The sequence below is a fragment of the Streptomyces durbertensis genome, assembly GCF_014156695.1.
GTDB classification, from domain to species: domain Bacteria; phylum Actinomycetota; class Actinomycetes; order Streptomycetales; family Streptomycetaceae; genus Streptomyces; species Streptomyces durbertensis.
In genome coordinates this window covers 1-14,222 of record NZ_WMLF01000007.1, presented here as the reverse complement: position 1 = coordinate 14,222, position 14,222 = coordinate 1, and the positions used below count along the sequence as shown (strand labels likewise).

The following is a 14,222-nucleotide window of genomic DNA, read 5'->3' as shown; positions in this document are numbered from 1 at the left end:
ACATGAGGGTTCACCGGTGGTACGACAGAGGAGCGCCGCGGCTTGTTCGGTGAACTCCTCGACCGCTCTCCGCGGCAGATCGGCCCGTACCGGATCCTGGCCCGGCTCGGCGCGGGCGGCATGGGCGAGGTCTACCTGGGCGCCGACACCCGGCCGCGCCCGTCCGGCGGCGGCCCGCAGCTTGTCGCTGTCAAGACCGTGCGGGAGGAACTGGTCGGCGACCGGGAGCTGCGCGACCGTTTCCGCCGGGAGGTGGCGACGGCCCGCGCGGTGGACAGCCGCTTCACGGCCCGCCTGCTGGACGCGGACGTGGACGCCGCGGAACCCTGGCTGGCCGCCGAGCACGTCGCCGGCCCGACGCTGGGCCGCGCGGTGCGGACGGCGGGGCCGCTGCCCGCCGACAGCGTCCGGCGCCTGGGGCTCGCTCTGGTGCGGGCGCTGCGCGGCATCCACCACGCCCGGGTCCTGCACCGGGATCTGAAGCCGGCGAACGTCCTGCTCGGCGCGGACGGGCCCAGGGTCATCGACTTCGGCATCGCCCGGACCTTCGGCGCCAGCACGATGACGGCGACCGGCGTCATGGTCGGCTCCCCCGGCTTCATGTCGCCGGAACACGTGCGGGGCGGCCGGTTCGTGGTGGCCGCGTCGGACGTGTTCTGCCTCGCGTCGGTACTGGGCTACGCGGCGACCGGGCGGTCCCCGTTCGGCGACGGCCCGGTCGCCGCCGTGCTGTACCGGATCTCGCTGGCGGACGCGGACCTCACGGACGTCCCGGCAGGGCTGCGCGAGCTGATCGAGGACTGTCTGAGCCCGGACCCCTCGGCCCGCCCCGACACCGCCGTACTGGAAGCCCGCTTCCGGGCGGCGGTCTCGGACGAGGTCGACGGCAGCCCCTGGCCGCCGGCGGTGCGTGAGCTGGTCGTCGAGAACGAGGCGGAACGCGACCGGGTCGTGGCGTCCGCCGGACCGCTCACCTCTCCCGTGCCGACGATGCCGGGCGCCTCCCCCGTTCACAGCGCGCAGACGGTCACCACGCCGCCGCGCGAGGCCGCCGAGTCCGACGGGCGGCCAGCCGAGCCGCGTGCCCGCTCCGGCCGTCGCACCGCCGCACTGGTGATCGCCGCGGCGCTTGTGGTCGGCGCGGTAGGCGGACTGGGAGCGAAGGCGTTGCAGGACGGCGCCGGCGGCCGCACACCGGAAGCCTCCGGCTCGCCGTCCCCGCCACCCTCTTCCGCGGCGAAGGCCGACGCGGGGCCGGGCGTGGACCGGCACGGCGTGGAGCGCAGCCGCTACTTCCCCGTGGACAGCAGCGGCCGCCCCGACGGCTGGCGGCCGTGGTCTACCAGGCTCGACGGACGCCCCAGGGGCTGCGCGATGAACCGCGTACTGCTGGTCTGCCGCACCTTCGACGGCGGGCTGGAGGCGGTGCGCGCCACGGACGGCAAGCCGCTGTGGAAGGCCGCCTCGCCGGCGCCCGGCGAGCGGCCGGTGATGACCGGCGCACGCGGGCTTGTCATACCCGGCCGGGGCAGCAATCCGCTGGTCCACGAGGGCACGGTCGTCTCCACGGAGGGCGGCATGGTGCGCGGCCGGTCCGCCGCCGACGGAACGGTCCGCTGGGAGCGTCCGTCGGGCGAGGGCCCGGAGGCGGAAAACGTGCGCGACGCCGTTCTGGGCGACGGAGTCGCGTTCTTCAGCCTCCAGGCCGGCGGAGGTGCCGCCCTGCACGCCTTCGACGCCGCCACCGGCAAGCGTCTCTGGCAGCAGGAGCTGAGCGCGCAGCACCTGCCGATGGCCGCGTTCGGGATGCACGGCGCGGAGACCTTCGCGGAGGGCAGGGTGATCGCCACAGCCAGCGGCGGCCTGACCGCCTTCGACGCCAGGAGCGGCAAGCCGGCGCCGCTGGCCGTGCCGGACGGCGGCAGCTGCACGGCGGTCCGCGCGTACGGCGGCCACATCCTCTGCGACGTGGAGGGCGGGGACACGGTGAAGCTCGACGCGGTCACGCTGGAGCCGGTCTCGCCCGGCGATCCGGACGACCCGAAGGTGGAGGCGGCGAACGTGGTCCCGGCAGGCGGGAGGGAGTACCGCCTGGAACGCACTCGGCGGGGCGTCGAACTCACCGACCTCGGCCCGGGGTCTCCGCGCACTCCGCGCGTCGTCGGTGTGCCGTCCCGCGAGCCCGAGGACAACCACGTCGCCTCGGACCCGGTGATCGTCGGTTCCACGGCGCTGTTCCTGGACAACCGCTATCTGTACACACTGCCGCTGCGCGACGGCGGACGAGCGCGGCACGAGATCAAGGACGCCCCCGGTAACCGGGGCACCAGCGGGCCCGGGAGCGGGGGGTTCGACGACGCCGAAAGCCAGGTATGGGCACCGGAGTTGCTCTCGCTCGGCGGCGCGCTCTTCCTGGTCTTCCACGACGGCACCCTGCGCTCGATGGAACTCCCCGGCTGACCCCGCCCCGCGACGATCTCTGGAGCCCACAGTGTTGCGACCACTCGACGCGGACGCCCCGCGAGACGTGGGCCCGTTCCGGCTGCTCGCCGGCCTGGGCTCCGGCGGCATGGGCACGGTGCATCTCGCGGTACCGCACGGCGGCGGCCCGCACGACCTCGTCGCGCTGAAGACGGTCCGCCGGGACCTTGAGGCGGAGGGAGACTTCAGGATCCGGTTCCGGCGGGAGGCGGAGGCGGCACGCGCGGTGCGCAGCCCCCACGTCTCCGCGCTGGTCGACGCCGACTCCACCGCCGAACGCCCGTGGCTGGCAACGCAGTACGTCGCCGGTCCCGCCCTCGACGAGACGGTGGCCCGCCTTGGTCCTCTACCAGCCCACACGGTAAAGGAGTTGGGCGCGGACCTGGCCCGAGGGCTGGCCGCCGTGCACGGCTCGCGGCTGGTGCACCGCGACCTGAAACCGGCCAACGTCGTTCTCGGCGGCTCCGGTCCGCGGGTGATCGACTTCGGTATCGCCCAGGCGTACGACGCGACGGCCCTCACCGCGACCGGCGTGATGGTCGGCTCGCCGGGCTTCATGTCCCCCGAGCACATCGCCGGCAACCGGTCGGTGACGGCGGCCTCGGACGTGTTCTGCCTGGGTGCCGTCCTCTGCTACGCGGCGGCCGGACACGGGCCGTTCGAGGACAGCGAACTCGCCGCGATCGTGTACCGGATCAGCACGGGAGACGCCGATCTCTCCGGTCTCCCGGACGAGTTGCGCGAGATCGTGTCCCGCTGCCTGCGGCAGGACCCCGACGAGCGGCCGACAACGGGCGAACTGGTCGACGCCCTCGACCCCGCGGCGGCCTCCGCCCGTCCAGGCGGGCCCTCGGCCCGCCGTACGGGCCCCTTCCCGTGGCCGGACGGCGTCCGGCAGCTGATCCACACCTACGAGACGGCCGCCGGCAGGGCCCTGCTGGCGGCCCCCACACCGGACGCGCCGCCATCGCCGCCGGCGACTCCCCCGTCCCCGATGCCTCCGCCCCCGACTCCCGACAAGGCGACCCCGCGGGCCCGCCCCCGCAGGCCATGGAGACGGTGGGCGGTCGCGGCCGGCGTGGGAGCGCTGGTGGGCACGCTGACGGCCGTACTGCTGACTGTTCAGAACCGGGACAACGGCAACGGCGGGCCGCAGGGCGGGAGTTCAGGGCCTGCGGCGAGCCCCCGACCGGGCGCCGTCCAGCCCGCCGCGCCACCGGTGTCCAGTGAGATGGGCGACTTCGGGCCCAGGGCGTTGGACCGCACCCTCCAGCCGGACGGCTGGCGGCCGTGGACCGCCTCCTTCGAGCCGGGCGGCGAGGCGGTGGAGTGTGCGCTCGCCGGCGGCGTCCTTCTGTGCGGCCTGTACGACGAGCGCAGGAGGGCGAGCTGGATGGAGGCCAGGAACCCGGCCGACGGCACCCACCTGTGGCGCTACCCCGCCAAGGGCGCGCCTGGCGACAGCGAGCGCGGCGTCGGCCTACGCGGCTTCGACGTGCACGGCCGGCACGCCTACGTCGCGTCGAGCGACCAGGCCGGATTCGACGTGCTGGACCTCACCAACGGGAAGCAGGTCGCCAGGCTACCGGGCCGCTCCGGGTACGACCCCATGGCGGTTCGGGTGCACAAGGGGCGGGTCTTCGCCTCCTACTCGGGGGACGCGGGAATCGGAGCGGCGGGCAACATGCTGTTCCGGGCGTTCTCACTCGACGACCGCGAACAACTGTGGGAACGCGTGATCCCCCACGCCTTCACCCCGTCACTGGACATCGTGGGCGACCGCCTGTGGCTCACCGGCCTCACGGAGACCCAGACCCTCTCCCCCAGGACCGGCAGGACCCTTGCCCGGCACCCCGGGCACTGCGAGCTCCCGAGTCGCGGCGCCCCCTATGTCTCCTGCGACGGTGTGCGGGACGCGAGGACGCTCAAGAAGCTGGACGACGACACGCCGGGCACCGTCGTCGCGGCCAGCCGGGACGGGCTGATCCTCGTCGAGAACCGCAGCGGCGGGCCGCGGGGCGCGCGCGTGCAGGCTCACGACATCCGGGGCACGCGCGGCGGCTGGTCCTTCGTCTCCGACGTCGACGACCCCGTGGCGGTGGTCGGGGACCGGGTGGTGACTCTCGGCGCGCGCGGGCTGCGTGTCTTCACGCTCGCCGACGGCACGCTGGAGGCGTCCGCCGGCACCTTTGTCGGCTGGCCGCTCGCAGGCGGCGGCACCCCGGTCGGAGGCGGCGCCTCCGTGGGCCGGCCGGCGCAGCCGGGCACGGCGATCGTGTCCGGCGGGGCGTTCTACGTCACCTTCGAGGACGGGACCGTGCTGTCGGCCCCGATGCCCTGAGAGGATTCCGTAGCGGGACGAACCAGGTCACAGACCCGCACGGGCCGCCTGACAGGGCGTATCAGCGGCGTCCACGATCCGAGATCGGGGCCTCGCCGGCGCGTGCCGGACGGCCTTCCCCGGCGGTCGGGGGCCGCCCGGGAAGACGATCACATCCCACATCGCAGACCGTTTCGTCTCGACATGCGGAACGTCGGTGACACATGCCGCGCCCGTCCCTACGATCGACGGCATGAAGCGACAGGCGGACCTCACCAAGCGACGGGCAGTTGATCTGTGCCGTATCGCCGCCATGCTCTGTCGCCCCGCCGGCTGACGGCCACGGCCGTCGGCGGGGAGCACGGCCGCCGGACGCTCCGCGTACCCGAGCACGCGGTGTGCCCGCCCCGACACCGACCAACGATTTCCGCGCCGCACAGCGCTGTGCGTGCCGTGTCGCCGCCCGCCCGCGCGACGGCACGGAGCCACGCACAACCACCCACCGCCATCCCGCTCCGGAGGAGAATTCCATGAGCCGCAGTGACGTCCTGGTGGACGCCGACTGGGTCGAGGCCCGCATCGACGACCCCAAGGTTGTCATCGTCGAGGTGGACGAGGACACCTCGGCGTACGAGAAGAACCACATCCGCAACGCCATCCGCATCGACTGGCAGCAGGACCTGCAGGACCCGGTCCGCCGCGACTTCGTCGACCAGGAGGGCTTCGAGAAGCTGCTCTCCGCCAAGGGCATCGGCAACGACGACACCGTCGTGCTGTACGGCGGCAACAACAACTGGTTCGCCTCGTACGCCTACTGGTACTTCAAGCTCTACGGCCACCAGGACGTCAAGCTCCTCGACGGCGGCCGCAAGAAGTGGGAGCTGGACTCCCGCGACCTGGTGGCCGAGGTGCCCGAGCGCCCGGCGACCGAGTACAAGGCCAAGCCGCAGGACACCTCCATCCGCGCCTTCCGCGACGACGTCGTGGCGGCCATCGGCCAGCTGAACCTGGTCGACGTGCGTTCCCCCGACGAGTTCAGCGGCAAGCTGCTCGCCCCGGCGCACCTCCCGCAGGAGCAGTCGCAGCGCCCCGGCCACGTGCCGACCGCGCGCAACATCCCCTGGTCCAAGTCGGCCAACGACGACGGCACCTTCAAGAGCGACGACGAGCTCAAGGAGCTGTACGAGGCCGAGGGCGTCGACCTGGGCAAGGACACCATCGCCTACTGCCGCATCGGCGAGCGTTCCGCGCACACCTGGTTCGTGCTGCACGAGCTGCTGGGCCAGGAGAACGTGAAGAACTACGACGGTTCCTGGACCGAGTACGGCTCGCTGGTCGGCGTGCCGATCGAGCTGGGCTCCAACTGACCGCGCCCTCCGGCGGGTTCTCGAACTTCTCCTGACGGTTGAAAGGAAACACCCCCATGTGCGGAGCACAGGCTGGCGGCCCCGACGCCTCCACCATCAAGCCCGGTGAGACCACCATCCAGGGCCAGGTGACCAAGGACGGCGAGCCGATCACCGGCTACGTCCGACTGCTGGACTCCACCGGCGAGTTCACCGCCGAGGTCCCCACCTCCGCGACCGGCCAGTTCCGGTTCTACGCGGCCGAGGGCACCTGGACCGTGCGCGCGCTGGTGCCGGGCGGCACCGCCGAGCGCAAGGTCGTCGCCCAGACCGGTGGGCTGACGGAGGTCGCCATCGCCGTGTGACGGCGCCGCCGTGTGACGGCGGCGAGTCGCGTCGCCGCGAGGCGGCGGACGGATCGGCGTGAGGGCCGCATCCCCGAGGGTTGGACGCCACGGGATGCGGCCCTCACGCACGTTCTTGAACTGTGGTCAGTACACCAGCGCGCGCGTGCCCGGCGCCATGACCTCACTGACGAACACCTGGGCGCCGGCGATGCGCACACCCTCCAGCACGTCCTTCTGCTCGATGTCCCGCCGCGCCGCGCACTGCGTGCACAGCGTGATCCGGCCACCGGCCTGGATCCCGGCGATCAGGTCGGGCAGCGGCGCGGCGTGCGGCAGTTCGAACTCCGCCGCCCGGCCCGGCAGCGCGAACCACGCCGACTCGCCGGTCAGCCAGAGCGACACCTCCACGCCGCTGGCCACCGCGACGGCCGCGACCGTGAACGCCTGCGAACACCGCTCGGGCGCGTCCGCCCCGGCGGTGACCTTGATCACCAGTTTCTCCGCACTGTCTGCCATGCCCCCACCGTAGTGCCCGCGAAGGTGCAATCGGTTTTGCGATGCGACCCCGGGGCGGGACCATGCCGGACGGCACCGAGTCGCGCGTACCACTCGCGGAAGGGGGAGGCGGCGGCGGTGCCGTTCCACCAGACGGTGATCCTGCAGGCGCAGCTCCTGGGGTAGCGGTCGGGCGGCGCCCGGCAGGGCGCCGGTACCCGTACGGGTCAGGGGCGGTGGACCTCACAGCGCCGCCCCTGACCACGCGGACTAGACTCGGTCCCGTCGTCCCCTACCGTCGTGACACACACGAAACGCCCGAGGAGCGCCGTCGTGCTTGAGGCTTTTTTCATCACCCTGATGATCCTGGTCATGGTCGGGACCGCCGCCTTCGCCGGTCTCACGATCAAGAAGCTGTACCAGGGCCAGCGCTGAGCCGCTGAGCCCGCCCGTCGCGGCCGCGTCGGGTCCGTTCCGCCCCACCCGCCACCACACAGACACAGAGCGCCTGATTCGCCATGATCGAGATCCCGTCCGACCTGCACCCCGACCTGGTACCCCTGGCCTTCCTGCTGGGCGACTGGGCGGGTGCGGGTGTCGCCGACTTCCCCGGTGACGAGAAGTGCAACTTCGGGCAGGAGGTCACCTTCAGCCACGACGGTCGCCGCTTCCTGGAGTACGTCTCCCGCAGCTGGGTGCTGGACGGCGAGGGTGAGAAGGTCCGCCCGCTGGAGACCGAGACCGGCTACTGGCACGTGACCGAGGGGCGCAAGCTGGAGGTCGTGATGGTCCGCGACCAGGGCGTCGTCGAGGTCTGGTACGGCGAGCTGGCCGAGGGCAAGCCGCAGATCGACCTGGTGACCGACGCGGTGGCGCGGCTGGCGTCGGCCGACGAGTACAGCGGCGGCAAGCGGCTGTACGGGTACGTGAACAGCGACCTGATGTGGGTGGGCGAGAAGTCCACCCCGGAGGTGCCGATGCGGCCCTACATGTCGGCGCACCTGAAGAAGGTCATCGACCCGAAGTCCTGGGCGAAGGACATCGCGGACCTGCCGGACGACGGGATCGCCTTCTTCAAGTAGGCGACTGGCTTCACCCGGACAGCTAGTTCACCCGGACAGCTGGCTTCACCCAGCCAGCTGGCTTCACCCGGACGGCCGGCTTGACGCAGACGGCTGGTCGGTCTTCGCAGACGGGACCTCGCCCTCGGTGGGCGGGGTCCCGTCTGCTGTCGGCGCGCCGGGTTCTTCTGTCGGCGCGTCCGGGCCGAGCGCCCGCAGCATCACCGAGCCGTTGAGGTGGAAGCCGAGCGCGGCGACGGAGGTGAGCGTGGCCAGGCCGAGCATGCCCAGCGTCGTCGCGGGGCGGCGCTTCTCCGCACACCGTTCGGCCTGCCAGTTGTCGCCGGAGAGGGCGGCGCCGAGCGGGCTGCGGCACTCGATCGGGGTGTGGCCGTTCTCGACGGAGTAGGGCGTCAGCAGCAGGAACGCGAACCACAGCCACAGCACCACGGCGACCGGTACGGTCAGCCGGGCCATCGAGCGGTTGTCGTTCGCCCGGTTCCGCAGCCGCCGCCATTCACGCTCGTCGGGACGGGTGTCCACGTTCCGCGCGCCGCCCATGCCCGGCCTCCCCCTGTTGTCCGGCCCCGCCGGAGACGCTATCAGGGCGTCAACAACGGGCCGCGGGAAGGGAGTCGGGCCGCCGCGCCCGTGGCGCGGCGGCCCGTGTGTCGGCCGGACGCCCGGCGCTCGCCGGGCGGGGCGTCAGCCTTCGAGCTTGCTGATGTCGCGGACGGCGCCCTTGTCGGCGGAGAGCGCCATCGCCGCGTAGGCGCGCAGTGCCTGCGAGACCTTGCGGTCGCGTGCGACGGGCGCGTAGCGGCCGCCGAGCGCCTCCCGGCGGGCGGCCAGTTCCTCCTCCGACACCTTCAGCTCGATCGACCGGCCGGGGATGTCGATGCTGATCAGGTCGCCGTCCCGGACGAGGGCGATGGTGCCGCCGGCGGCGGCCTCCGGGGAGACGTGGCCGATGGACAGGCCGGAGGTGCCGCCGGAGAAGCGTCCGTCGGTGACGAGCGCGCACTTGGCGCCCAGCCCGCGCCCCTTGAGGAACGCCGTCGGGTACAGCATCTCCTGCATGCCGGGGCCGCCCTTGGGGCCCTCGTAGCGGACGACGACGACGTCGCCCTCCTTGACACGCTTGGTCAGGATGGCGTCGACGGCGTCCTCCTGGGACTCGACGACGACGGCCGGGCCCTCGAACCGCCAGATCGACTCGTCGACGCCGGCGGTCTTCACCACGCAGCCGTCGACGGCCAGGTTGCCGCGGAGGACGGCGAGGCCGCCGTCGGTGGAGTGGGCGTGCGCGGCGTCGCGGATGCAGCCGTTCGCGGCGTCGGTGTCCAGGGACTCCCAGCGCTCGCTCTGCGAGAACGCGGTGGCGGAGCGGACGCAGCCGGGGGCGGCGTGGAACATCTCGACCGCCTCCGGGGAGGGCGAGCCGCCGCGGATGTCCCACTGCTTGAGCCAGTCGGCGAGGCTGGGCGCGTGCACGGAGTGCACGTCCTCGTGGAGGTGCCCGGCGCGCTGGAGTTCGCCGAGGATCGCCGGGATGCCGCCGGCGCGGTGCACGTCCTCCATGTGGTACGAGCCGTTGGGCGCGACCTTGCAGACGCACGGCACCCGGCGGGAGACGGCGTCGATGTCGTCCATGCCGAAGTCGAGCTCGGCCTCCTGGGCGGCGGCGAGCAGGTGCAGGATGGTGTTGGTGGAGCCGCCCATGGCGACGTCGAGCGCCATGGCGTTCTCGAAGGCGGAACGCGAGGCGATGCTGCGGGGCAGGACGGTCTCGTCGTCCTGCTCGTAGTAGCGCTTGGTGATCTCCACGACCGTGCGGCCGGCGGCCTCGTACAGCTCGCGGCGGGCGGTGTGGGTGGCCAGCACGGAGCCGTTGCCGGGCAGGCCCAGGCCCAGCGCCTCGACCAGGCAGTTCATGGAGTTGGCGGTGAACATGCCGGAGCAGGAGCCGCAGGTCGGGCAGGCGGCCTCCTCGATGCGGGCAAGGTCCTCGTCGGAGGTGGCGTCGCTGACCGCCTCGGACATGGCGTGCACGAGGTCGAGGTTGGAGCGGACGGTGCCGTCGACGAGGGTCGTCTTGCCGGCCTCCATGGGGCCGCCGGAGACGAACACGACCGGGATGTTCAGCCGCAGGGCGGCCATCAGCATGCCGGGGGTGATCTTGTCGCAGTTGGAGATGCAGATCAGCGCGTCGGCGCAGTGCGCCTCGGTCATGTACTCCACGGAGTCCGCGATCAGGTCGCGGGAGGGCAGCGAGTAGAGCATGCCGCCGTGGCCCATGGCGATGCCGTCGTCCACGGCGATCGTGTTGAACTCGCGGGGGATGCCGCCGGCCTCCTTGATCGCCTCGGAGACGATGCGGCCGACCGGCTGGAGGTGGGTGTGCCCGGGCACGAACTCGGTGAAGCTGTTGGCCACCGCGATGATCGGCTTGCCGAAGTCCTCACGCGCTACGCCCGCGGCGCGGAGGAGAGCGCGCGCGCCCGCCATGTTGCGGCCTTGGGTGACGGTGTTGGACCTCAGCTCGGGCATGGTTCTCCACTCCCTGGGACGGGTTCCCTGTGACGGGTTCTGGGTGCGTCGCCGGGGCCGTCCTCGACCACGTCGACGAGTCTTCCGAGGGTACGCCTCCCGATCCATGATCCGGACATCCGGGCCGGATCGTGAGACGGGACGGTCAGCTCGTGGTCACTTCCGGTCGGCGGCGGTCAGGTGGTGCTGCACCACCGGCGCGAGCCGGTCGAACAGGGCCTCCGGGTCCGCCGAGGCGAGCGGCTCCACCCGGATGACGTACCGCAGCATCGCCGTGCCGATGAGCTGGGCGACGGCCAGCTCCGCCCGCAGCTCCCGGTCGGGGCCGTCCAGGGCGCCGGTCAGGCGGGGCAGCAGCATCCGCGTCACCACCCCGCGGAAGATGGCGGCGGCCGTCTCGTTGCTGACCGCCGAGCGGACGATCGCCAGCAGCGGATCACGGGTCGACGGGTTCTCCCACACTCCCAGCACAAACCGGGTGACCTGCGGCCCCAGCTCCTCCGGCGGCACCTCCGGGAGCCGGCCGAGGCCGCCCCTGACAGGCGCCAGCGCGGTCTCCAGGGCCGCCTCGAAGACGCGCTCCTTCGTGCCGAAGTAGTGGTGCACCAGGGCCGGGTCGACGTCGGCGCCGCGTGCGATGGCCCGCACGGACGCCTTGTCGTAGCCGCGTTCGGCGAACTCGGCGCGGGCCGAGCGCAGGATGCGGGTGCGGCGGTCGGCGGACTCGCTGTCGCCGGCCGTCGGCCGCCCCCGGCGGCGGCCGCCCGTCTCCTCGCCGGCGCCGGTCACGAGTCGGCCAGCCGGGACGTCGACAGATGCAGCCGGGTGAAGGCCAGCGCCTCCGCCAGGTCCGCCTCCCGCTCCTGGGAGGACATCGCCCGCCGGGTGTTGACCTCGACGACGACGTGCCCGTCGAAGCCGGAGGCGGCGAGCCGTTCCAGCACCTCCGCGCACGGCTGACCGCCCCGCCCCGGCACCAGGTGCTCGTCCTTCGCCGAGTCCGTGCCGTCGGCGAGGTGCAGGTGGGCGAGCCGGTCGCCCATGGCGTCGAGCATCTTCAGGGTGTCGCTGCGGGAGGTCGCGGTGTGCGAGAGGTCCAGCGTGTAGTGGCGGTAGTCGTCCTCGGTCGGGTCCCAGTTGGGGGCGTAGGCCAGCAGCTCCCGGTCCCGGTACCGCCACGGGTACATGTTCTCCACCGCGAACCGCACGTCCGTCTCCTGCGCCATCCGCCACACGCCGCGCTCGAACTCCCGCGCGTAGCCGCGCTGCCAGCGGAACGGCGGGTGGACGACCACCGTGGAGGCGCCCAGCGACTCGGCGGCCGCACGCGCCCGCTTCAGCTTCGTCCACGGGTCGGTGGACCACACCCGCTGCGTGATCAGCAGGCAGGGCGCGTGCACCGCGAGGATGGGCACGCCGTGCTGGTCGGAGAGCCGACGCAGCGCGTCGACGTCCTGGCTGACCGGGTCGGTCCAGACCATGACCTCCACGCCGTCGTAGCCCAGCCGACCGGCGATCTCGAAGGCCGCCGACGTCGGCTCCGGGTACACGGAGGCCGTGGACAGCGCGACCTTCGGTGCGCGGAGTGCCGAGCGGTTCGAGTCCTGAGCCACGCGTTCAGCCTACGGCCCGGGACGCCCACCGGTGGCCCGCCCCCGGTAGGGCGCTCGTCACGTCCCGCCCCCGCGCGGGGGCGGAGCGCCCCCGGCGCGCGCACCGACCCGCGCGGCCCGGCACCCCCGGCGTCCCGGGGCGGGTGCGGGTCGCGGTCGGTCGGCGGCGGCTCGCCGCCGACCGGCGGCGTACTCAGCCGCGGAGGCGGTCGAGGCGGCGGAGGATGACGCCTTCCCGCAGCGCCCAGGGGCAGATCTCCAGGGTGCGGACGCCGAAGAGATCCATGGCCGCCTCCGCGACCAGCGCGCCGGCCAGGAGCTGCCGGGACCGGCCCTCCGACACGCCGGGCAGCGTCGCCCGCTGCTCGGCGGTCATCGCCGCGAGCTTGGGCACCCACTCCTCGAGGGACTCCCGGTTCAGGTCCCGCTGCACGTACAGGCCCTCCGCCGAGCGGGCGGCGCCGCCCAGCCGGGCGAGCTGCCGGAAGGTCTTGGAGGTGGCCACGACGTGGTCCGGCTCGCCGAGCCGGGTGAACTCGCCGACCACCCGGGCGATCTCCGCCCGCACGTGCCGCCGCAGCGCGCGCACGGCGTCCGGGTCCGGCGGGTCGCCGGGCAGCCAGGCACCCGTCAGCCGGCCGGCGCCGAGCGGCAGGGAGACGGCGGCGTCGGGTTCCTCGTCCTGGCCGTAGGCGATCTCCAGGGAGCCGCCGCCGATGTCCAGGACGAGCAGCCGGCCGGCGGACCAGCCGAACCAGCGGCGCGCCGCGAGGAACGTCAGCCGTGCCTCGTCCGGGCCGGACAGCACCCGCAGCCGCACCCCGGTGTCGGCGGCGACCCGCTCCAGCACGTGGTCGTCGTTGGTGGCCTCGCGCACCGCGCTGGTGGCGAACGGCAGCAGGTCCTCGACACCCTTGTCCTCGGCGACCTCCACGGCCTCCTTGACCGTGCCGGCGAGCCGGTCGACGCCCTCGGCGCTGATCGCGCCGCTCTCGTCGAGCAGTTCGGCCAGGCGGAGTTCCGCCTTGTGCGAGTAGGCGGGCAGCGGGCGTGCGCCGGGGTGTGCGTCCACCACCAGGAGGTGGACAGTGTTCGAACCCACATCGAGGACACCGAGTCTCATGAGGGAGCACGCTACTGCGGTGCACCCGATTCGGCCGATTCGGCGCTTACCCTGGGACCCGTGAGCAAGACGAAAGACGCCAAGCCGGGCAAAACGCGAAACGTCGGCGGTCGCAGGCGCCGCGCACGCGGCGAGGAGGTGAGCCTCGACCACGACAGAGCGTGGGTCGAGTTCGCGGATCCCGCCGACGAGGAGCAGGTGTTCCGCTGCGACCTGACATGGCTCACCTCGCGCTGGAAGTGCGTGTTCGGGCAGGGCTGCGAGGGCATCCAGGCCGGTCGCGCCTCCGACGGCTGCTGCACGCTCGGCGCGCACTTCTCCGACGAGGACGACGAGCGGCGGGTGGCCGAGCACGTCGCGCGGCTCACCCCGGAGCAGTGGCAGTACCACCACGTCGGGACCCGCTCCGGCTGGACCGAGCTGGACGACGAGGGCGAGCGCAAGACCCGGCGGGTGGCCGGCGCGTGTGTCTTCAACAACCGGCCGGACTTTCCCGGCGGCGCCGGCTGCGCCCTGCACCTGCTGGCCCTCCAGGAGGGCCGCGAGCCGCTGGAGACGAAGCCGGACGTCTGCTGGCAGCTGCCGGTGCGCCGCACCTACGAGTGGGTGGAGCTGCCCGACGGCGAGCAGCGGCTGCAGGTCTCCATCGGGGAGTACGACCGGCGCGGCTGGGGCAGCGGCGGCCACGACCTCAACTGGTGGTGCACGGGCGCGCCGGCGGCGCACAGCGCCGCCGAGCCGGTGTACGTGTCCTACCGGGCGGAGCTGACGGAGCTGATGGGCAAGGTGGGCTACGACCGGCTGGTCGAGCTGTGCGAGGAGCGGCTGGCCGGCTCCGGACAACCCTTCGCCCCGCACCCGGCGGACCCCCCGCTGCTCCCGATCC

Annotated in this window: 12 protein-coding genes; 6 read left to right on the top strand and 6 right to left on the bottom strand. The window is 73.0% G+C overall.

Features of this window, described 5'->3' with window-relative positions:
- Positions 1 to 42: 42 nt before the first annotated feature.
- From GL263_RS01060 to GL263_RS01045, 4 genes are all read left to right on the top strand, one after another.
- Positions 43 to 2,460, top strand: a complete 2,418-nt coding sequence (locus GL263_RS01060; RefSeq protein WP_182853604.1) for a serine/threonine-protein kinase — start codon at positions 43 to 45, stop codon at positions 2,458 to 2,460.
- Between the two features lie 31 nt (positions 2,461 to 2,491).
- Complete coding sequence (locus GL263_RS01055; protein WP_182853603.1) at positions 2,492 to 4,822, top strand: serine/threonine-protein kinase; 2,331 nt, start codon at positions 2,492 to 2,494, stop codon at positions 4,820 to 4,822.
- A gap of 509 nt (positions 4,823 to 5,331) precedes the next feature.
- Complete coding sequence (locus tag GL263_RS01050; protein ID WP_182853602.1) at positions 5,332 to 6,168, top strand: sulfurtransferase; 837 nt, start codon at positions 5,332 to 5,334, stop codon at positions 6,166 to 6,168.
- Between the two features lie 56 nt (positions 6,169 to 6,224).
- The gene (locus tag GL263_RS01045; protein WP_143648950.1) at positions 6,225 to 6,512 is read left to right on the top strand and encodes a DUF1416 domain-containing protein; all 288 of its coding nucleotides are present in this window, start codon (positions 6,225 to 6,227) and stop codon (positions 6,510 to 6,512) included.
- 126 nt (positions 6,513 to 6,638) lie between these two features.
- On the opposite strand, the gene GL263_RS01040 is transcribed toward GL263_RS01045, so the two are convergent.
- Positions 6,639 to 7,010, bottom strand: coding sequence for a DsrE family protein (locus tag GL263_RS01040; RefSeq protein WP_182853601.1), 372 nt, complete (start codon positions 7,008 to 7,010; stop codon positions 6,639 to 6,641).
- A 497-nt stretch (positions 7,011 to 7,507) separates the two neighbouring features.
- On the opposite strand from GL263_RS01040, the gene GL263_RS01035 reads away from it, so the two are divergent.
- Positions 7,508 to 8,071 carry a heme-binding beta-barrel domain-containing protein gene (locus GL263_RS01035; protein WP_182853600.1) on the top strand — a complete coding sequence of 188 codons (564 nt, stop codon included), beginning with the start codon at positions 7,508 to 7,510 and terminating at the stop codon, positions 8,069 to 8,071.
- Between the two features lie 63 nt (positions 8,072 to 8,134).
- Here GL263_RS01035 and GL263_RS01030 read toward each other — a convergent pair whose 3' ends face one another.
- From GL263_RS01030 to GL263_RS01010, 5 genes are all read right to left on the bottom strand, one after another.
- Entirely contained in the window at positions 8,135 to 8,611 is a 477-nt protein-coding gene (locus GL263_RS01030) for a hypothetical protein (RefSeq protein WP_182853599.1), read from the bottom strand.
- A 144-nt stretch (positions 8,612 to 8,755) separates the two neighbouring features.
- Positions 8,756 to 10,600 carry a dihydroxy-acid dehydratase gene (gene ilvD / locus GL263_RS01025; protein WP_182853598.1) on the bottom strand — a complete coding sequence of 615 codons (1,845 nt, stop codon included), beginning with the start codon at positions 10,598 to 10,600 and terminating at the stop codon, positions 8,756 to 8,758.
- Between the two features lie 156 nt (positions 10,601 to 10,756).
- The gene (locus GL263_RS01020; RefSeq protein ID WP_182853597.1) at positions 10,757 to 11,389 is read right to left on the bottom strand and encodes a TetR/AcrR family transcriptional regulator; all 633 of its coding nucleotides are present in this window, start codon (positions 11,387 to 11,389) and stop codon (positions 10,757 to 10,759) included.
- The gene (locus GL263_RS01015; protein ID WP_182853596.1) at positions 11,386 to 12,213 is read right to left on the bottom strand and encodes a sugar phosphate isomerase/epimerase family protein; all 828 of its coding nucleotides are present in this window, start codon (positions 12,211 to 12,213) and stop codon (positions 11,386 to 11,388) included. The genes GL263_RS01020 and GL263_RS01015 overlap by 4 nt, the downstream gene beginning before the upstream one ends.
- Before the next feature lie 193 nt (positions 12,214 to 12,406).
- Positions 12,407 to 13,336, bottom strand: coding sequence for a Ppx/GppA family phosphatase (locus tag GL263_RS01010; RefSeq protein WP_182853595.1), 930 nt, complete (start codon positions 13,334 to 13,336; stop codon positions 12,407 to 12,409).
- Positions 13,337 to 13,396: 60 nt separating this feature from the next.
- Between GL263_RS01010 and GL263_RS01005 the strand changes: the two genes are divergently transcribed.
- Positions 13,397 to 14,222: DUF3109 family protein (locus GL263_RS01005; protein WP_438947893.1), on the top strand; the 826-nt coding region annotated here is incomplete at its 3' end.